Here is a 19,557-nt window from a genome sequence, read left to right as displayed (position 1 = left end):
GTGATATGTCTGAGATCCGGCCTGCTCCGGTCTTTGGGGGCGAAAGCTTGCTGTTTTTGACGGACGAGCAACTGCGGCAAGGGATTGAGGCAATGTTCTTTGCATATCGCGGTTTCACAGCGGATCCTGATCGCATTCTGGCACAAATGGCATATGGCCGCGCTCATCACAGGGCGATCCATTTTATCAACCGCGCACCTGGAACGACCGTTAACAATCTGCTCGCGATTTTAGGTGTCACGAAGCAGTCTCTGAATCGTGTGTTGCGCACTTTGATCGAGGACGGTTTGGTCGAAAGCCGCGTGGGGACGATTGACAAACGAGAGAGGCATCTTTTTTTAACGGAAAATGGTGAAGCGCTTGAAACCAGATTGTCAGATGCGCAGCGGGCGCGCATGCGGGCGGCTTACAAAGATGCTGGCCCCGAAGCCGTGGCTGGATTTCGCAAGGTGCTTGAGGCAATGATGGATGCTGATATGCGTCACTCGTACACAAAACTGCGGGATACAACTTCATGAGCGATATGTACGCCCATCTTCTGATTGTCGATGATGACGAGCGTATTCGGGACTTGCTCAAGAAATTCCTGATGCGCAGCGGGTTTCTGGTGACTTCGGCCCGTGACGCAGCTCATGCGCGCAGGGTTCTTTCTGGGCTTGATTTCGATTTGATCGTTCTGGACGTGATGATGCCCGGAGAAGACGGTGTCAGCCTGACCCGCGTTCTACGCGAGACTCACACGACACCGATTTTGCTGTTGACGGCCAAGGGCGAAACCGAACACCGAATTGCCGGGTTGGAGGCTGGCGCTGATGACTATCTGGCAAAGCCGTTCGAGCCCAAGGAGCTGCTTTTGCGGATCAACGCGATTCTGCGGCGTATGCCGGAAACGACCGCCCAGGATGCCATAGCCAAAATTCTGCATCTGGGGCCGATCCGGTACGACATTGAGCGTGGCGAAATGTGGAAGGGCGAAGACCCGGTGCGACTGACCGCGACAGAGAGCCAGTTGATGAAAATTTTCTCAGCACAGCCGGGTGAGCCGATTAGTCGAGCCAAGTTGGTCGAAGATCTTGGTCGTGACAAAGGGCAGGCGCAGGAGCGTGCGGTCGACGTACAGATTACACGCTTGCGTCGTAAGATCGAACAGGATCCAAAACAACCCCGCTATCTGCAAACCGTCAGAGGTGCGGGTTACATGTTGGCTCCGGACTGATGTTACCGAATGGCGTATTCCGCCTTATAGAGGGGGATATTTGATGGCGACGGCTCTTCTGACCCACGCCGATTGTCTTGATCACGTGACTCCAAATGGGCATCCGGAACGAGTGGCGAGGTTGGAACATATCTTGCTCGCATTGGAACCGCTAGATCTGAAGCGGGTAACCGCGCCATTGGCTGCCGACGACGACCTTCTAAGGGTGCATCCTGCCAACTACATCGCCGATATCCGCGACAGTCGGCCAATCGAAGGGTTCAAGCAAATCGATGGTGATACGTTCATGTCTCCGGGATCGGTCGATGCTGCCTACCGCGCGGCTGGCGCGGCGGTACGAGCGGTTGATATGGTTGTGTGCGGTGAGGTCTCGAATGCGTTTTGCGCTGTTCGACCACCTGGGCACCATGCCGAAACAGAGACCGCCATGGGATTTTGTCTGTTTGGAAACGCCGCACTTGCCGCCAAACACGCGCTGGATCACCATGGGTTGTCCAGGGTGGCAGTATTTGATTTTGACGTGCATCACGGAAATGGAACGCAAGAACTCCTGTGGGATGAAAGGCGCGCACTGGTAATAACTAGTCAGCAGATGCCATTGTGGCCCGGCTCTGGGCGTCCAGACGAAACTGGCGCTTATGAAACAGTGCTGAATATTCCACTGCCGCCTGGTTCGGGTGGAACAGAGATGCGATCAGCTTACGAGGCCCAGGCATTCCCTCGCCTACGCGCCTTTAGACCGGAGTTGATCATCATTTCTGCTGGTTTCGACGCTCATCAGGATGATCCTTTAGCAAGTTTGAATTGGACGACCAGCGATTTCGCGTGGATCACAGGTGAATTGTGCAAAATCGCAAATGAAATGTGTGATGGTCGTATCGTCTCGACTCTGGAAGGCGGGTATGATCTGAACGCACTGTCCGAGGCAACACGCGCCCACGTGGAAGAATTAATGAAGGCAGCACGATGACCGATACCCCAGTTGATCAGATGACTTTCGAACAGGCGATGAAAGAGCTTGAAACTGTGGTGGGTCAGTTGGAACGCGGTGACGTGGCTTTGGATCAGTCCATTGCTCTCTACGAACGCGGGGCGCAACTGAAGAAGCGCTGCGAAGACGAGTTGAAGCGGGCCGAGGAAAAAGTAGCTGCGATTACTCTGGATGCTGACGGCCAACCAACCGGAACAACACCTGTCGAAAGTCAGTGAATGTTTCGCGAAAGACTGGCGCAGGATGCAGCGCGCATTCAAGAGCATTTCGATCTGGTGTTAGGTGCTCTGGACGACTTAGATGTGACCCGGGCGATGGCTTACGCCACAAAGGGTGGTAAGCGACTGCGGGGTTTTTTGGTTATGGAGAGCGCCAGACTGCACGCTGTTGACCCTGTGCAGGCAATTTGGCCCGCAACCGGGATCGAAGCACTTCACGCCTACTCGCTAGTTCATGACGATTTACCGTGTATGGACGACGACGATTTGCGACGTGGGCGACCGACATTGCACGTTAAGTGGAATGAGGGCGCGGCTGTTCTGGCAGGCGATGCCCTGCAGACGCTGGCGTTCGAATTATGCACGCGTCCAGAAGTTGGAAATCCTGAAATTCGGGCGGAACTGGCTCTGACGCTGGCAAAGGCGAGCGGTGCCGAAGGGATGGTATTAGGCCAAGCATTGGATATTGCAGCGGAAACAGCACAGGATCCGCTGACCTTGGATGATATCACAAGATTGCAGACTGGTAAGACTGGCGCGTTGATCGAATGGTCGGCATGTGCAGGTGCCAGGCTGGCTCAGACTGATCCAGAACCCCTGCGCCGATATGCCCACGCCCTTGGCCTTGCCTTTCAAATTGCCGACGACATCTTGGATGTGGAGGGTGACGCCGAAAAGGCCGGAAAGCGTCTGCAAAAGGATGTCGAAGCTGGCAAGGCTACGTTCGTCTCGCTTCTTGGACTAGATGGTGCCAAATCCCGCGCTGCAGATCTGGTTGATCAGGCTTGCGCGGCGCTAGAAGGGTACGGTTCTGGCGCTGAAACCTTGAACGCAGCCGCCCGCTTCGTTATTGCCCGGGACAGCTAAGCCGCAAGGAACGCTACAACGATGACGTCTGAACGCCCGCACACACCGCTGCTGGACCTTGTGAACCGCCCTGCGGATCTCAGGCAGATGTCAGATATTCAGTTAAAGCAAGTGGCGGATGAACTGCGGGCCGAGACGATTTCCGCGGTTTCCACAACGGGTGGGCACTTGGGCGCTGGCCTGGGGGTCGTTGAACTTACAACAGCCCTGCATTCCGTTTTTGAAACACCGCGCGATAAAATCGTCTGGGATGTGGGGCATCAATGTTACCCTCACAAAATACTCACTGAGCGGCGTGATCGCATTCGAACGCTTCGTCAAAAAGACGGCCTTAGCGGCTTCACTAAACGGAGTGAAAGCCCATACGACCCGTTTGGAGCGGCCCATAGTTCGACCTCGATCAGCGCTGCACTGGGCTTTGCAGTTGCGCGTGATCTGGGTGGCGTGACTCCTGAAGGTCTGGGTGATGCAATTGCTGTCATCGGTGACGGCTCAATGTCAGCAGGCATGGCGTTTGAGGCGATGAACAACGCGGGGCATCTGAAAAAGCGTCTGATCGTTATCCTGAACGACAATGAGATGAGCATCGCTCCGCCAGTAGGTGCCCTTTCGACATACCTGTCGCGCATCTATGCCGAAGAACCGTTCCATGATCTCAAGGCGGCGGCCAAAGGCGCAGTGTCCTTGTTGCCGGAACCTTTTCGCGAGGGGGCGAAACGCGCGAAAGAAATGCTTAAAGGTATGGCCGTTGGGGGAACGCTGTTTGAAGAGCTGGGCTTTTCCTATATCGGTCCTATCGATGGGCACGACATGGACCAGTTGCTTCCTGTTCTTCGCGCAGTCAAAGCGCGTGCGACCGGGCCTACGCTGATTCACATTCTTACTAAAAAGGGCAAGGGCTACGCCCCTGCCGAACGGGCCCGAGACAAAGGGCATGCTACTGCCAAGTTTGATGTTGTTACGGGCGAACAGAAAAAGACGCCCTCGAACGCGCCGTCCTATACGTCGGTGTTTGGAAAATCCCTGGTGGATGAAGCCGCAAGGGACGACAGAATTGTTGCCGTAACAGCAGCGATGCCGGACGGAACAGGTTTGAACCTATTTGCCGAGCGCTATCCTTCCCGTTGTTTCGACGTGGCGATAGCTGAGCAGCACGGGGTCACATTTTCAGCCGCTTTGGCGGCTGGTGGAATGAAGCCGTTCTGTGCAATGTATTCAACCTTTTTGCAGCGAGGCTATGATCAGGTTGTGCATGATGTTGCTATCCAAAGGTTGCCGGTTCGATTTGCAATTGACCGCGCAGGTTTGGTCGGCGCGGACGGAGCGACTCACGCAGGATCATTTGATATCGCCTACCTGTCCAACCTGCCCGGCATGGTTGTCATGGCCGCAGCCGATGAGGCTGAGCTTGTACACATGGTCGCGACCGCCGCGGCGCATGACGAGGGGCCCATCGCGTTCAGGTATCCGCGTGGCGAAGGTGTTGGGGTGGAGCTTCCCGAACGGGGCGAGGTCATCGAAATCGGCAAGGGCCGTCTGATCCAGAAAGGGGCGCGGGTCGCCTTGTTGTCTTTTGGTGCAAGGTTGACCGAGGTTCAAAAGGCTGCCGAGGCGCTGACTGCGCGTGGGGTCACACCCACCGTAGCGGATGCGCGCTTTGCCAAACCTTTGGATCGCGACCTGATTCTTGAACTAGCAAACGAACACGAGGCTTTGATAACGGTAGAAGAAGGTGCCATTGGCGGGTTTGGCAGCCATGTGGCACAATTGCTTGCCGATGAAGGTGTATTTGATCAGGGATTAAAGTACCGGTCCATGGTCTTTCCAGACACTTTCATAGATCAAGCCAATCCGGCAGATATGTATGCGGCGGCAGGGATGAACGCAGAACATATTGAAGAAAAGGTTCTTTCAGTTCTGGGAGTGGCTTCAATCGGAGAAAAACGGGCTTGAACTATCGATCTGACCCGATTTGAGTCGAGTTTCTTTCTACTTAAAAGCAGTCCGATCTGGGAAAAGATTTAATAAATTCAAATATTAGATTAAACAATTATCACATCCGAAATCAAGTGGGTCAAATTTTCAAACTACGTGCTAGGCTAGCTCTGGTACGGGCGCATTTAACGTGTGGCCTGTTGAACCGGAGGTGGCAAGCTAATGAACAAGCAAGCAAGCCGGCGCGCATTTATGACCGGCAAAGCGCTGCGACCAGATCGCCAAGCCATCCGGCCGCCAGGCGCAATTGGTGACGAGTTTTATAACCTGTGCCAGGAATGCAATGACTGCGTTCCGGCCTGCCCGGAAAATATTATTTCCATCGATGGTCAGGGATGGCCCGCCCTTAGTTTCGATTCGGGGAGCTGCACTTTTTGCACCGCTTGTGCCGAAGCTTGCCCAACCGGTGCGTTGGAAAAAACAAGGATTAAGGATTGGCCTTGGCTTGCAAAAATTGCTGAGTCCTGCTTGGCGTTGAATGGTGTCAGCTGCCGAGTTTGTCAGGACGCGTGCGCGGAAAACGCTCTGCGTTTTCGCCCCCAGCTTGGTGGGTTGTATGTGCCTGAATTGGACGCCGAAACATGCACGGGTTGTGGCGCATGCGTCGGTGCGTGTCCCGCTGGTGCAGTCACATTGAAGCGCAACGACAATCCAATTTTGGAGGTAAGCCAATGAACATATGTGGCTGCCTTGTTCATGTGTCGCCTGATTCACTGAAGGCTGCCCGGGATAGAATTGAAAGCGTGGAGGGTGCTGAAGTTCACGCAGCCACCGAGGACGGCCGCCTTGTCGTGGTCGTCGAGGACACGCCAAACCGCCTTGCATCAGAGACGATTATGGATCTGCACCATGTGCCGGGCGTAATTTCTTTGTCCCTAACCTATCACCATTTCGAAGATCCAGCGGATACTCATCCGCAGAATATCGCTTCTCATCAAATTTAACACCGGAGACCCCGATATGACCATCTCTGAATCCCGTCGGACCTTTCTGAAAGCGACTGCTGCCGCTGCCACGGCCTCAACAGCGGGTTTGACGCTGACCACAGGCAAAGCCAATGCACAGGTCGGTGTCCCGGATATCAAATGGGATAAGGCACCTTGCCGGTTTTGCGGGACCGGATGCACCGTTCTGGTGGGAACGAAGGATGGCCGCGTTGTCGCGACACAGGGCGACCCTCAAGCCGAGGTCAATCGGGGCCTCAATTGCGTCAAAGGCTATTTCTTGTCCAAAATCATGTACGGGAAAGATCGGCTGACCCAACCTTTGTTGCGCATGAGGGACGGTGAGTACGCCAAGGACGGAGAGTTCGAACCTGTCTCATGGGATCAGGCTTTCGACATTATGGCCGAGAAGTGGAAAGAGACGCTAAAAAGCAAGGGTCCCGAAGGGGTCGGAATGTTCGGTTCTGGCCAATGGACCGTGTGGGAAGGGTACGCTGCGTCAAAACTAATGAAGGCAGGGTTTCGGTCCAACAACATTGACCCTAATGCACGGCACTGCATGGCGTCAGCCGTCGTAGGCTTTATGCGCACCTTCGGCGTGGACGAACCTATGGGATGCTATGACGATCTGGAGGCCGCGGACACATTTGTTTTGTGGGGTTCGAACATGGCCGAGATGCACCCTATCCTGTGGTCGCGTCTTACTGACACGCGCCTGACAAAGGCAGACTGTCAGGTTCATGTGCTTTCTACTTTTGAACACCGCTCATTCGAACTTGCCGACAACGGGATGGTTTTCACGCCGCAGACCGATCTGGCAATTCTCAACTACATTGCCAATCACATTATCCAGACCGGGGCGGTGGATGAAGAGTTCCTGTCCAAACACGTTAACATCACTAAAACCGCCACGGATATCGGCTACGGCTTGCGAGATGAAAACCCGCTTCAGTTGGCCGCCGCCAACCCGAATTCCGGCGAACTCACCCCAATTAGTTTTGATGAATATGCTGAGTCGGTTAAGCCTTACACTTTGGAATACACAGCTGAATTGTCCGGTGTGCCCGCTGAAAAACTTGAACGCCTTGCCAAGCAGTATGCCGATCCCGATCGTAAGGTTATGAGCCTTTGGACAATGGGCTTTAACCAACACACCCGTGGTTCATGGGTGAATTCGTTGATGTACAATGTACACTTGTTGACAGGCAAAATCTCTGAACCCGGCAACTCTCCATTTTCGTTAACAGGGCAGCCGTCGGCATGTGGTACAGCCCGGGAAGTCGGCACTTTCGCCCATCGGTTGCCTGCCGATTACGTTGTTACTAACCCTGAACATCGCGCCAAAGCAGAAAAAATCTGGAAGCTTCCCGAGGGTACAATTCCGGATAAAGTGGGCTTCCATGCTGTTTTGCAAAACCGCATGCTGAACGATGGGGTGCTGAACGCTTATTGGGTGCAGTGTAACAACAATATGCAGGCCGCACCGAACATGAATGAGGAAGGCTGGCCAGGTTATCGCAACCCGGACAATTTCGTGACTGTTTCAGATCCGTATCCAACGGTCACGGCAATGTCGGCAGATCTTATTCTGCCAACAGCGATGTGGGTCGAGAAAGAAGGGTGCTACGGAAACGCGGAACGAAGGACCCAAATGTGGCGCCAGCAAGTGCACGCCCCTGGCGATGCCAAATCTGATCTTTGGCAACTTATGGAATTCTCAAAACGTTTTACCGTTGAGGAAGCGTGGGGCGCAGACTTTGTTGCTACTGCGCCCGAAATGGCCGGGAAAACTTTGTATGAAATCCTTTTCAACAACGGCAATGTCGATAAGTTCCCACTGAGCGAAATCCAACACGGCCATCCTAATGACGACGCCAACCACTTTGGCTTTTACGTACAAAAGGGCCTGTTTGAAGAATACGCCGAATTTGGTCGTGGCCATGGCCACGATCTTGCGCCTTTTGAACGATATCACGAAGAACGCGGTCTTCGCTGGCCGGTTGTCGATGGCAAAGAGACACGCTGGCGTTATCGCGAGGGCCATGATCCGTATGTTGAGGCCGGCTCGGAACTGCAGTTCTATGGGTTCCCCGACAAGAAAGCCAAGATAATATTCGCACCTTACGAAGCGCCGCCGGAAGTCCCGGATGAGGAATATGATCTGTGGTTCTGCACTGGCCGCGTTCTGGAACATTGGCATTCTGGGTCGATGACGCGCCGGGTCCCCGAGTTGCACAGGTCGTTCCCGTTGGCGGTTCTCTATATGCATCCGGACGATGTCGCGGATCGCGGATTGCGGCACGGTCAGGAAATCAAGATCAAGACCCGCCGGGGCGAAGTGACTAGCCGGATCATGACCAAAGGTCGAAACAAGGTGCCACGCGGATTGGTTTTCATGCCTTGGTTTGATGAAGGGCAACTTACAAACAAACTGACACTTGATGCGACCTGTCCGCTTTCCAAGCAGACAGATTTCAAAAAATGCGCCTGCAAAGTCGAGCGTGCCTAAAGCAGCGATGGCAATCAACAAACAGCCGTCCAGCCAAATATAAGGAACATGCAAGATGAAAAAGATAGTCGCTATAGTCGCTGCCCTGTTAGTTGTGGTTGGCAGCATTTCTCTGGCTCAGGAGCTTCAGGACCTGCGCGGTACGCCGCCGGATGCACCAAGCGTTGTCAATATGAGCCTTCAGTGGGAAGGGCGCGAGGGGCGCATGGTCAGGAACTACCGTCAGCAGCCACCTCTCATCCCGCATTCGATCACCCAGTATCAGATCGACCTGAGAACCAATCAATGCCTGTCTTGCCATGACTGGACCAAGGCGGGGGAACGCAATGCACCTACCCTATCTATGACCCATTACCTTGATCGCGAAGGAAACGAACTGGATCACATCGCGGGCACACGGTATTTCTGCAATCAATGCCATGTGCCACAGGCCGACACTGAACCGCTGGTCGAAAACGTCTTTGTGCCGTCCTACGGCAACTGATCGAAACGGATCGCATAAGGAGCGCGCAAGATGGCAGAAGACAACCGAGGCCGTACCCGTCGCATATGGGACTGGTTCTGGAGCCCGATACCCGTACTCAGCGTCGGATTTACTTTGATCGCCGGGTTTTTGGCAGGCATCCTTTTCTGGGGTGGATTTCACTGGACGCTTGAACTGACCAATACAGAAGAGTTTTGTACCTCATGCCACTCCATGGAAACCAATCTTGGTGAGTATCGGCAGACGATCCATTACAACAACCATTCCGGCGTCCGCGCGATCTGCTCGGACTGTCATGTCCCTCACGAATGGAACCACAAGATCAAAGCCAAGGTCATGGCGGTCAAGGATGTCTATCACGAGTTGGTTGGTACCATTGGCACGTCCGAGAAGTACGAGGCACATCGGTTGAGCATGGCATCGGCTGTTTGGAAAAAAATGAAGGAATCCGACAGTCGTGAGTGTCGGAATTGTCATAACTTTGCCTATATGGACTTCACCATTCAGGAGGCACGTGCAGCCTCGGAGCATCAACGCGCCATTGACAACAATATGACCTGTATTGATTGCCATCAGGGTATCGCTCATAGTTTGCCGTCGGATTATCTCGAAGAGTATCAAAAGGTTACAGAAGAGCTGAGTGCCCAAGCAGCGGAACCGCTTGAGAAACACGCAGCCGCTGGCGACGATATTCGTTCATTCCTGCAAAATTCCACAGACTGAAGGTAGCGCAACAATGCTGGATATTCTCGGAACCATCGGTGGCAATGTCCTTAGCCTGCCCGGTATTCTCGGGTTGGCGCTGGGCATGATGACGCGCAAACTTTGGTTGGGTGCGTTAATGGGCGGTGTGGTCGGCGTGATCGAGACACTAATCTTCGCTGGCTGGCAACTAGCCCATGTCGAAACACTCGAATTGGTGATTGCCATCGTAGTGGGCGTCTGCGCCGGCAGTATTGGCACAGCCATTCGTCTGAAAGGTGCGACAGTCTGAAGTGCTAAAGTGAGTATTTGCAATTATAGAAGAAATTGGGCGGTATCATTGCGCGCCGGTGTTTTTGGAAAAATTATCAAAAAAAATAGTGCGATGAGCTATAAAACGCCAAGAGATGAGTTTGAACCGTATGTTCAAAGAGCATTTGATCTCGTGGCCCAATATTACATCGCAGCGGCCGCCTGCTTGCCAACTGTTGCGAAGGGCTGCGCGGCTATCCGCGATACCGAAGCGTTCCCTTTCACAGCAACGCGCTGTTGAAAATAGATACGCTTAGGGTTCGAGGAGGTGTCATTACGATCGACACCGACCGATACCGGAGGGGTTAATACGCCCCGAGACTGGCTCTATCTGCCATTCCTGAGCGCAGCCTAGCCCGGTTGTCTGAAAACCGAAAGCGCAAACTTCACCTTGCGAATTTGCCGAAGGTGTTGATTCCAGTGTTAAATTTGGAGTGTTTCCGAAGAAGAATGGTGCCGGTGATAGGACTCGAACCTACGACCCCATCATTACGAATTTTGAGGTCGAAGTTTTGCACGGAGCCAGACAGCGCCGCAGGCAACCTCTTACCGTGCACCTCAAAACCCCCGCAGTTCTCGATCACAAGTTTACCGTGATACCAGAGCGCCTGCTTGCTTCGATACCCATGCGGTTGTCCAGGCACGTCCATCGAAGAAAGGTGATGGAGGCGGTTCATGTGAACAGTTCCCAGGAAGGCGCGCCTCTATGGGCATCTTTTGCCCGTTAACGTCAGGTGCGCGCCAGGTCACGCGCCAGCGCTCCTGCCCCATGGACGAAAGATCGAGATACCCTGGATCGAGCGCGTGGGCTGAAGGGGACCCAGGCAGACATACGGCGAGGATGACAATCAAAAGGAGCATTAGCCGGCTCATTGGCTCAGCACCTCTTCGGCGTCGGGCAAGCTCACGGTGTAGCGGTCCAGCAGTGCCTGACCGAAGCTTTCACGCATCTTCTCCACCTCGGACGCGAGCCATTCGGCCTCGACGCGGTCGCGGATTTCGGACAGCGGTGGCAGAGCGGCATCCCTCCTCTCGATTACTCGAACGAGATGCAGGCCGTAACCGCTCTCGACCGGGCCCTGCCATTGCCCGACCGGTAGGTCTGCCAGTGCCTCGTGAAACCCCTCTCCGAAGGTGCGGTCTATCACGGGTGCTGGCGTCATCGGAAAGGATGGCGGCAGCAAAGTAGCGGGCCCCAGCGTCGACGGATCGGCACCGTTCTCCAGCAGCGCCCGAAGTTCCGAGGTGTCCCAACCTCCGGGCACTAGGATCTGTTCGAAAGCGATGCGGGCGGGCCGTCTGAAACGATCCGGGTTCTCGTCGAGATAGGTCTGGAGCATGGCCTCATCGGGCTCCAGCATCGCAGCGCCAGATTCCGCCAGGAACTGCATCTTCTGGTTCAATCGCTGGCGGATAACTGCGTCGCCCCGATCAAGTCCGAGGGTTAGCGCCTCGCGGACATGGACCTCTTCCAGCGCCCAGGACTGCATTAGGTTCTCAAGCTCCTGCGCCGTCGGCGAGCGGTTCCAGGTTGCGGCGAAGTTCTGCACGAGACGGTCGGCCTCGCTCTCGGTCAGACTGATGGCATCAGGTGCAGGAGCAACAGGTTCGTCCACGGTAGCCGCGTAGACGGCGAAGATCAGGGCACCAAGTGCAAAGAAATGGACGAGCGGAGAGTGGAGAGCTTTGCGCATTTTCATGGGACTTTCAGGTATCAATCAGGATGCGCGTCGAAAGTTCCTAATAGACTCGTGAAATTGCAAGCCCTCCCGTGTGTCTGACGTCAGCACTTTCCGGACAGATTTAGGGGTTTGAGCAACGGAGGATTTCTGGTTCATCGAAGCCATTATGGAGCGAAGATGAACAAGAGACCCGGAGCATCGAAAGACGCTGCTGACAAGCTGCTCAGGGGTTTCAAACCCAAGACCCGTAACGTACGTCACGGAACCGACATTCATTGATCGGGCAAGACGTAGTTTGTGCCTTTCCACACCATGGTGCGACAAAGCCCAAAGGAGAGGTCAGATCAGAACAGATCTCGTGTTTCGGAATTGAAGGGGCGTAATGCCGAATTGTTTCCGGAATGCGCGGGAAAAGTGACTTGCGGTCGAGTAGTCGAGGTATAGGGCTATGGCCGATACAGTGGCTGATGTCTGAGTCAACAGCTCGCTTGCCTTGCGCATCCTAGCCGCGGTGTGGATAGATCGAAAATTGGTACCAGATCTGTCAATTCTTCGTTGGAGACTTCTTCTACTTGTGCCCGTGGCATGCGCAATGTCATCCAAGTCGATATGCTGTTCTCCTAATCTTTGCAGAATAAGCTGTTCCAAGTACTGAACGAAATTTTTGGGAGGCCCCCCCCTGCAAGCCCGAATGACGTCCCCAATTGTCGTATACATTTCTGGAATGGCCGGATTGCACGCCGTCAGATCGGAAGTCGGTATCTCCAAGTAAATGCAGTCTCTGTCAGTGTGAACTTTGGTCCCGACGCGAGCTTCAATTCGAGCTTCGCAACTGACATCGTTCAGGTTGAGGCCAATGGACAAAGGACGATATGTTGGCCCTAGAAAATGGCGTGGCACACTCAGAAGGGAGCCCAAGGCGGCAAGAGCTGACTGGCGATAACCGGCGTTTCGTCTTTCAGCGAAAACATACCTGAAAAAGGTCGAACCTGAGTCTTGCCTTACTTCCAGCATGTCCCTGTTGGCGTGTAGATGAATAATCCGCACTGCCCTTGCCAAAGCCTTTCCAAGATTGGAAGCCTCCAAAACATAATCACCCCAATCGCCGTACTCCGTTACGGAAAGATGCTCCGAAAGATACAGTCCGAAAAGGTCGTCACCAGCGCTTCGCGCCGCAGCGTCCAGAAATCGGTTCAAGGCCGTTTCGGGAATGTAGAAACCGACTTTCTCTGAGATGCCGAGAGGCAAGCCAGCCTCCGCCAGGCACCGCTCTAACGTACGATCGCCGAGAGCATTGGTGATCAGTGTCGGAACACTTCCAAGTGCTTCGGCGACGGTAACGGAAGGCGAATAAGTCATAGGCTAAAGTTTCGAAATTTCTCTCTATTGTTGGCGCAAAATGGTTCGGCAATCAACGATCGCGTGGTTTAGCCTCCTGTAAGAACAATCGCCGACAGTATCAGGGGGGTATTGTGAAAACAGCGCGCACATTGATTTTGCTTATATTTTGCAGTTTGGGAAACGTGGCGTTCGCACAGGACAAACCCAACATCGTTTTTATCTTCCTTGACAATTTTGGCTGGGGTGAACCGGGCTTCAACGGTGGAGGCATTATCCGTGGAACGGCAACCCCGGAGATGGATGCACTCGCTGCAGAGGGCTTGCGGTTGACGAACTTCAATGTCGAAAGCCAGTGTACGCCCTCCAGAGCGGCGACAATGACAGGGCGCTATGGGGTACGTAGCGGCAATCATACGGTCCCCTTGGGTGGGGGTGTCTACGGGCTCACCCAATGGGAAATCACGATGGCCGAAATGCTAAAAGACGCGGGCTACAGCACGGCCATGTATGGTAAGTGGCACCTCGGTTGGTCAGAGGGGCGGTATCCCACAAACCAAGGCTTTGACGAGTTCTACGGCGTTGAAACCACCGACGTGACGGTGTGGCGAACCCTTAGCGGCTTTGCCGAAGCCGGGATGGAAGAGCCAGTCGTCATGCAAGGCGTCGCAGGGGAGCCTGCTTCCGTGGCTCGTGACTATGACCTTGAGTATCGGGGTCTGATAGACGGGGATTTGACCGACAAGGCCGTAGACTACATCAACCGCAAAAGTGGTGAAGACGCCCCGTTCTTCATTTACCTCGCCTACACTCAGACGCATTATCCGAATATCGCTCACCCTGACTTTGAAGGGGCCACAGGCAACGGCGTGTGGGCCGACATCCTGCTGCAGGTGGACACTTACCTGGGGAGGGTGAAACAGGCGCTTGAAGACGCAGGCATCGCAGATAACACGATCGTCATTTTCACTGCGGACAATGGTCCGGAAGCGGCACGGATTGGCAATTCAAATGCCTCGCCGGTACCTATGGTGCAGGGAACCGCTGGTCCGTGGCGCGGTACGCTCTTCACCAGCCTCGAAGGCAGTATGCGCGTACCTTTTGTCATCAGGTGGCCCGGCACGATCCCCGCAGGGTCTGCCAGCAATGAGATCGTGCATTCAATGGACTTGTTTCCGACACTAGCCGCGTTCGCCGGAGGATCCGTGCCAAGCGACAGAGCATTTGACGGCATCGATCAGTCGGCATTTTTCCTTGGTGTTCAGGAGAACTCAAACCGTGATGGCGTGATTGTCTACATGGGCGATCAGGTCTTCGGCGTGAAGTGGCAAGACTGGAAGGTCATGTTCAAGGAAAACGCGTCGATCTTTGACGAAACTCTGACCTTTGACACACCGCGCGTCTACAACCTACTGAACGATCCGAACGAGAGAGAAAGCGTCCTCTTCCCGCACACCTGGGCCGTGGAAAAAGCACTTCCGCAATTGTTGGAACACGCGACGACATTCAAAGAGTTTCCAGCCATCCCTCCTGGAACACCTGATCCGTATCAACCGCCGCAGTGACGTTCGTAACGTTCGAGGTTTTCATAATCCGCCAAAAATCAATCGCGTTGCTAAGCGCACGTCAGAATTAAAAAATAAGGAGAAGAAACAATGAAACTTCGTGCTGTTTCAATAGCTTTAATATCTGTAGGGGTGCTTGGGACTAACGCCGTTGCGCAGGAAGCTGCGCAAGGCGGGCAGGTCGGCGAAATGACCATTTCCTCAGAAGACATGCCGGAATTGGCACCAGACGATTTTTCGCCGTACGCTGGCAGAAACTTCCCGACTAGACCGCTCTGGGGCGATACGCATCTTCACACGTCGAACTCGCTGGATGCGCGCGCGTTTGGAGTTGTTTTGACACCGGCGGACGCTTACCGCTTTGCGCGGGGCGATGAAGTGACCACATCACATGGCTTGCGCGTGAAGCTCTCACGACCGCTCGACTGGCTTGTCGTCGCAGATCATTCTGATGCCATGGGAGCAATGAATGAGATTGTCGCTGGCAACGCGACGCTGATGCGCGACCCTACGCTCCGGGATTGGAATGACCGTATTAACCAGGGCGGAAACGTCGCTCTGGCAGCGACGATGGAAGTAATTGAGACATTCGCCGGGATTACGGGAGAGTCGCTTCCCGAAGCGATTGCCGATCGTCGTTTTGTCCAGTCGGTCTGGGACGACTTTACGTCATCCGCTGACGCATTCGATGATCCCGGAACCTTCACCGCCTTCATCGGCTATGAATGGACGTCGACCGAGGCCGGCAACAACCTGCACCGCAACGTCATATATCGCGACGATGCGAGCCGTGCGCGCCAGATGCTGCCATTTACCACTGCGGAAACATTCAACCCGGAAGACCTTTGGGACTGGATGGAGCGCTACGAAGACGAAACCGGGGGACGGATCCTTGCGCTGGCCCATAATGGAAACGTTTCGAACGGTCTGATGTTCCCTGTCGAGACCAACCCCAAAACGGGCGAACCGCTCACGGGTGACTATGTCGAGCGCCGAGCAAAATGGGAGCCGTTGTACGAGATCACGCAGATCAAAGGCGATGGAGAGGCGCATCCGTTCCTGAGCCCGAATGACGAGTTCGCGGACTACGAGACATGGGACAAGGCCAATCTGGGGCCTACGCCGAAAGAGGATTGGATGCTTCAATACGAGTATGCGCGGGAAGCGCTGAAAAACGGGCTAAAGCTCGAAGACCAGCTTGGCGCCAACCCCTACAAATTCGGCGTGGTCGGATCAACCGACAGCCACACCGCGCTCGCGACGGCGCAGGAGGACAATTTCTTCGGCAAGCATTCCGGGGTCGAGCCGGAGCCTGGCCGGTGGAACCACCTCGTCGGCGACTTCGAAGGGCTTACCGTCCTGGGATGGGAAATGGCCGCGTCCGGCTTGGCTGCGGTCTGGGCCGAGGACAATACCCGCGCAGCAATCTTTGACGCCATGGAACGCAAAGAGGTTTATGGGACCACGGGAAGCCGTATCGGGGTTCGTTTCTTCGGAGGATGGGAGTTTGTCGACGCTGACGCCCGGTCGCGTTTACCGGCAGACATTGGCTACGAGAAGGGTGTTCCAATGGGGGGCGATCTGCCGGATGCGCCGGAAGGTGCCGAGGCACCGACCTTTCTGGTCGCCGCCCTCAAGGATCCGTTCTCGGGCAATCTCGACCGCATCCAGATCGTCAAAGGCTGGCTGAATAAGGCAGGAGAAACTGAAGAAAAGGTTTTCGATGTGGTTTGGTCGGATGATCGCGAACCGGGACCGGATGGCAAGCTGCCATCTGTAGGGAACACAGTTGACGTTGCAACTGGGACCTTCACCAACTCCATTGGTGCGCCGGAATTGATCGCCGTCTGGAGCGATCCGGAGTTCGATCCGTCTTTGCGGGCATTTTACTACGCTAGAGTTCTGGAAATTCCGACACCGCGTTGGACGGTCTACGACGCAATTCGTTTCGGAGACGAAATCTCAGACGACGTGCCAACCTCGACGCAGGAGCGCGCGTACACGTCACCTGTCTGGTACACGCCGGGTTAATGATAATGATTTCCTGGAGCGATCGCATAGGGTTTTCGGCAAAGCTCGGATCGGTCTTGAAAGCTGGTCCGTGCATGATAGCCGCAATTGCCGCAAGCTCATATGCTAGTGCAGACGAAGGTGGCGTAAGCTTCTGGTTGCCGGGTCAGTACGCGAGCTTTGCGGCAATCCCGCCTCAGACGGGATTTTCGGTGCCCCTCGTTACCTATGCTTACTCTGGTGATGCTTCCGGCGGACAGAAACTTGAACTCGGTGGTGAAATCCGGTTGGGCGTAGACGCCATGAAAATCAGACGGTTCGCGTGTGGGATCTTTCAACTCCCCGAGTGGCACGTAAATCACGGTGCCAGCGCGGGCTCGCGTCAAAAGGACTCTGTATGCATTTAGGCGGTATTGCTTAGCTTCCTTTTTTTTCAACTTCTGCCACTTCGGAGAACGCATTTTGCGAGGAATCCAATCCTGCCCTGACCATGTGAGGTCGTTGCCCCAACATAGGCCGGCATAGTCAATTTCCAAACCTTGGCATACGAACTCGGATAGCGGCACCTCGAGAGCATTCGATGATCGGAAATCGACCTCTGGCTTTAGAAACCAATGCACAACTTGATCTAACTCATTCGATTTTGGTGAAGGCGGTATACCTTCGGCAATCAAACGCGTCGCACCTGAGCTGGCCAGCAGTCCAACCCGCTGTTCGCCGCGTTGTCGAGACCGCAACCACGCTTTCATAACATGCTCGTCACGCGTCACAAACGCCGGAGGATGCTCCATATTCTTAGCGATTGCGGCTGCATCCGCGATCTTCGCGTTCAGCAGGGCACCAACCCAATGACCGTAAAGATTGTTTCGATATGCACGCAAATTGCTGGATAGGTGCAAGTCTGGCTCGATGTCGAATTTAAGAGCATTTTCGTCCAAGCTGTCCAGAAGACCGGTCATCCCATCTCGACCACGCAGTGCTTCGGTTGAGACATGTGCGGTCCAGTCGCGAGCTTTGGTGAGAGCTTCACCCCAAAGTGCAAGTCCACCTTCTCCTCGATTGATTTCCTGTCCAGGCCCGACGAGACAGACAAGACACGCCCAAGGTAGTCGTCCCATGATTTCAAGAAAGAGTTTGGGTTCTGAACTGGCTCGTCCGAGAAGCTTCAGACCAGTCTCAGCGTCCCATGCTCGTTGTGCCTCGTCAAAAACAATCACGTGTTCCGGCGGATTCGATGTCGGCTCCACATGGTCCTTCAAGTAGCCCAGCAATGTCTGCAGCGCCTGTTGTGCTTGCCGTTTAGCTTCGCCTGCTTTGATGCTCAGGCGATCACGGGCATCTTCGGCGATTGCAGCCTGGAGCACAAAAACTAACGGTCGATTACCGCTCAAGAGTGCCGCTGGCTCTCCAGCGACACGTCCGGCGTTCCCGGTCAAAACTAAATCAAGGCCTAACAACGTTTTACCAGAGCCAGGTTCACCGGTAACAAAACACACAACTTTGCGTCCTTGGTCGCGCGCTTGGTTTGTAATCTGCCGCAAGCGTTCTGAAGTGCGTTCCAGCGCCTCGGCGGATGCATCTGCGCGCCCTATCTCACGAACGGAGTGACCGGCATAAAGACCCCGCGCTGCCGAAACGATATCTGGAGTGGGGTTATACGAAGAGGCGTCATAATCGGCCCAAGACATTTGGTCGCCATTGGCGAGTTCCGCGACAGCGTTCAATGCGATGGACAAACCTTCGCCGTTAACACTAAGACAGCCCGCGACATCGTCAATGAAGTCGATCCCAAGCGCTTCATGATTGTCGGGTGCTTGATCCGCACAGAGGATTGGCACCACTTGCCTGCCATGACTGGCCGCATGAAAGTCACGTAGGCATAGCGCGTAGTCGACCGCCTGTCTAACATCTGCTGATCCATAACTCTTCGAACCGATCTTGAACTCGATGCACGCGATTTGATCTCTAACCAATATGATGGCGTCGATCCGTCTACCTAGGCGGAGCAGAGGCATTTCGAGAAGGATACCCCACCCATCGGTATCGAGCTTTGATAATGACGCTTTGAGCAAGTCGATCTGAACCCGCCAGGCGCGAATTTGATTGGCTTCATCGCCGCTGTGCTCCGTTCCAACTCGTGTCGCGAGACGGCCAAGTACAATTTCAGTTGGAGTGTTCAGAAATTCCAAAGCGCTAGATGCGAAGTAAGATTTGGTTTTCATTTAGATTATTTATCGGCTTTTAGATTATCCGACCATGTCTAATCCGTTCCCTGAGGGATGAATCCACTGATGGGGCGCAACCGCGAACTCGTCGATACGAGTGCATTACTCCTACCAGTCGAGCTACGCTGGCTTTTGATTGCGGCAGTCTTCGCTATGTTGCAGAGATGTTGCAGAATGCCAAAAGCCGCCCCTAGGGGCGGCTCGTTACTCTCTTGTTATCTAAGAGAGATTTTGGCTCCGGCGGTAGGGATCGAACCTACGACCAATTGATTAACAGCGAGTTAGTAGAAATGGTGGTGCCGCAGAAGGGACTCGAACCCCCGACCCATGCATTACGAATGCATTGCTCTACCAGCTGAGCTACTGCGGCATCTGCGCCGATTTATCAGCGCGGTGTGATCCAATCAAGACAGTCTCTGTCTTGTAAGATCCTTGTAATGGAGAGGCGAAGCCACGCCTAACCGTATGTTTCATAAGCGGCTTTCGCCCATCTGACACG

At 54.4% G+C, this 19,557-nt stretch carries 19 protein-coding genes and 1 tRNA gene; 15 read left to right on the top strand and 5 right to left on the bottom strand.

Going from position 1 to position 19,557, the window contains the following annotated elements:
• Positions 1-5 precede the first annotated feature (5 nt).
• The 13 genes from AC2FNE_RS17840 (at position 6) to AC2FNE_RS17780 (ending at position 10,479) form a co-directional block, all read left to right on the top strand.
• Positions 6-518: a MarR family winged helix-turn-helix transcriptional regulator gene (locus tag AC2FNE_RS17840; protein ID WP_170607382.1), complete on the top strand. Its 513-nt coding sequence runs from the start codon at positions 6-8 to the stop codon at positions 516-518.
• Positions 515-1,216, top strand: a complete 702-nt coding sequence (locus AC2FNE_RS17835; protein WP_496805929.1) for a response regulator — start codon at positions 515-517, stop codon at positions 1,214-1,216. Before AC2FNE_RS17840 ends, AC2FNE_RS17835 begins: the two co-directional genes overlap by 4 nt.
• 43 nt (positions 1,217-1,259) lie before the next feature.
• Complete coding sequence (locus AC2FNE_RS17830) at positions 1,260-2,186, top strand: histone deacetylase family protein (RefSeq protein ID WP_496805928.1); 927 nt, start codon at positions 1,260-1,262, stop codon at positions 2,184-2,186.
• The gene (locus tag AC2FNE_RS17825; protein ID WP_170474193.1) at positions 2,183-2,425 is read left to right on the top strand and encodes an exodeoxyribonuclease VII small subunit; all 243 of its coding nucleotides are present in this window, start codon (positions 2,183-2,185) and stop codon (positions 2,423-2,425) included. Before AC2FNE_RS17830 ends, AC2FNE_RS17825 begins: the two co-directional genes overlap by 4 nt.
• Positions 2,426-3,292 (top strand): polyprenyl synthetase family protein, encoded by an 867-nt coding sequence (locus AC2FNE_RS17820; RefSeq protein ID WP_170474196.1) that lies wholly within the window; start codon positions 2,426-2,428, stop codon positions 3,290-3,292. It abuts the gene before it with no gap.
• 21 nt (positions 3,293-3,313) lie between these two features.
• Positions 3,314-5,245 (top strand): 1-deoxy-D-xylulose-5-phosphate synthase, encoded by a 1,932-nt coding sequence (gene dxs / locus AC2FNE_RS17815; protein ID WP_170607388.1) that lies wholly within the window; start codon positions 3,314-3,316, stop codon positions 5,243-5,245.
• Positions 5,246-5,449: 204 nt separating this feature from the next.
• On the top strand, positions 5,450-5,962 hold the full coding sequence (gene napF, locus AC2FNE_RS17810) for a ferredoxin-type protein NapF (protein ID WP_170474201.1): 513 nt from the start codon (positions 5,450-5,452) through the stop codon (positions 5,960-5,962).
• Positions 5,959-6,231 carry a chaperone NapD gene (locus AC2FNE_RS17805; protein ID WP_170474204.1) on the top strand — a complete coding sequence of 91 codons (273 nt, stop codon included), beginning with the start codon at positions 5,959-5,961 and terminating at the stop codon, positions 6,229-6,231. The genes napF and AC2FNE_RS17805 overlap by 4 nt, the downstream gene beginning before the upstream one ends.
• Positions 6,232-6,247: 16 nt before the next feature.
• Positions 6,248-8,740 carry a nitrate reductase catalytic subunit NapA gene (gene napA, locus AC2FNE_RS17800; RefSeq protein WP_496805927.1) on the top strand — a complete coding sequence of 831 codons (2,493 nt, stop codon included), beginning with the start codon at positions 6,248-6,250 and terminating at the stop codon, positions 8,738-8,740.
• 55 nt (positions 8,741-8,795) lie between these two features.
• Complete coding sequence (locus AC2FNE_RS17795) at positions 8,796-9,224, top strand: nitrate reductase cytochrome c-type subunit (RefSeq protein ID WP_170474210.1); 429 nt, start codon at positions 8,796-8,798, stop codon at positions 9,222-9,224.
• A gap of 30 nt (positions 9,225-9,254) precedes the next feature.
• On the top strand, positions 9,255-9,947 hold the full coding sequence (locus AC2FNE_RS17790; protein ID WP_170607392.1) for a NapC/NirT family cytochrome c: 693 nt from the start codon (positions 9,255-9,257) through the stop codon (positions 9,945-9,947).
• Positions 9,948-9,960: 13 nt separating this feature from the next.
• Positions 9,961-10,218, top strand: a complete 258-nt coding sequence (locus AC2FNE_RS17785; RefSeq protein ID WP_170474216.1) for a hypothetical protein — start codon at positions 9,961-9,963, stop codon at positions 10,216-10,218.
• Between the two features lie 48 nt (positions 10,219-10,266).
• Entirely contained in the window at positions 10,267-10,479 is a 213-nt protein-coding gene (locus AC2FNE_RS17780) for a hypothetical protein (RefSeq protein ID WP_496805926.1), read from the top strand.
• A gap of 347 nt (positions 10,480-10,826) precedes the next feature.
• On the opposite strand, the gene AC2FNE_RS17775 is transcribed toward AC2FNE_RS17780, so the two are convergent.
• The 3 genes from AC2FNE_RS17775 to AC2FNE_RS17765 all read right to left on the bottom strand — a co-directional run bounded on the left by AC2FNE_RS17775 (position 10,827) and on the right by AC2FNE_RS17765 (position 13,279).
• Entirely contained in the window at positions 10,827-11,099 is a 273-nt protein-coding gene (locus AC2FNE_RS17775) for a hypothetical protein (protein ID WP_496805925.1), read from the bottom strand.
• 8 nt (positions 11,100-11,107) lie between these two features.
• Positions 11,108-11,938: a peptidyl-prolyl cis-trans isomerase gene (locus tag AC2FNE_RS17770; RefSeq protein WP_496805924.1), complete on the bottom strand. Its 831-nt coding sequence runs from the start codon at positions 11,936-11,938 to the stop codon at positions 11,108-11,110.
• Between the two features lie 321 nt (positions 11,939-12,259).
• Positions 12,260-13,279 (bottom strand): AraC family transcriptional regulator, encoded by a 1,020-nt coding sequence (locus AC2FNE_RS17765; RefSeq protein ID WP_496805923.1) that lies wholly within the window; start codon positions 13,277-13,279, stop codon positions 12,260-12,262.
• A 113-nt stretch (positions 13,280-13,392) separates the two neighbouring features.
• Here AC2FNE_RS17765 and AC2FNE_RS17760 point away from each other — a divergent pair, with 113 nt between their 5' ends.
• Both AC2FNE_RS17760 and AC2FNE_RS17755 read left to right on the top strand, forming a co-directional pair.
• A complete protein-coding gene (locus AC2FNE_RS17760) occupies positions 13,393-14,823 on the top strand; it encodes an arylsulfatase (RefSeq protein WP_496805922.1) in 1,431 nt (476 codons plus the stop codon).
• A gap of 90 nt (positions 14,824-14,913) precedes the next feature.
• Positions 14,914-16,854 (top strand): DUF3604 domain-containing protein, encoded by a 1,941-nt coding sequence (locus AC2FNE_RS17755; protein ID WP_496805921.1) that lies wholly within the window; start codon positions 14,914-14,916, stop codon positions 16,852-16,854.
• A gap of 98 nt (positions 16,855-16,952) precedes the next feature.
• On the opposite strand, the gene AC2FNE_RS17750 is transcribed toward AC2FNE_RS17755, so the two are convergent.
• Together AC2FNE_RS17750 and AC2FNE_RS17745 are read right to left on the bottom strand one after the other, a co-directional pair.
• Positions 16,953-19,055 (bottom strand): DNA/RNA helicase domain-containing protein, encoded by a 2,103-nt coding sequence (locus AC2FNE_RS17750; RefSeq protein WP_496805920.1) that lies wholly within the window; start codon positions 19,053-19,055, stop codon positions 16,953-16,955.
• 297 nt (positions 19,056-19,352) lie between these two features.
• A tRNA-Thr gene (locus tag AC2FNE_RS17745) sits at positions 19,353-19,428 on the bottom strand.
• Between the last annotated feature and the right edge of the window lie 129 nt (positions 19,429-19,557).

Source organism: Ruegeria sp. YKSD179, from assembly GCF_059612885.1.
This window is presented reverse-complemented; position numbering and strand designations above follow the sequence as displayed.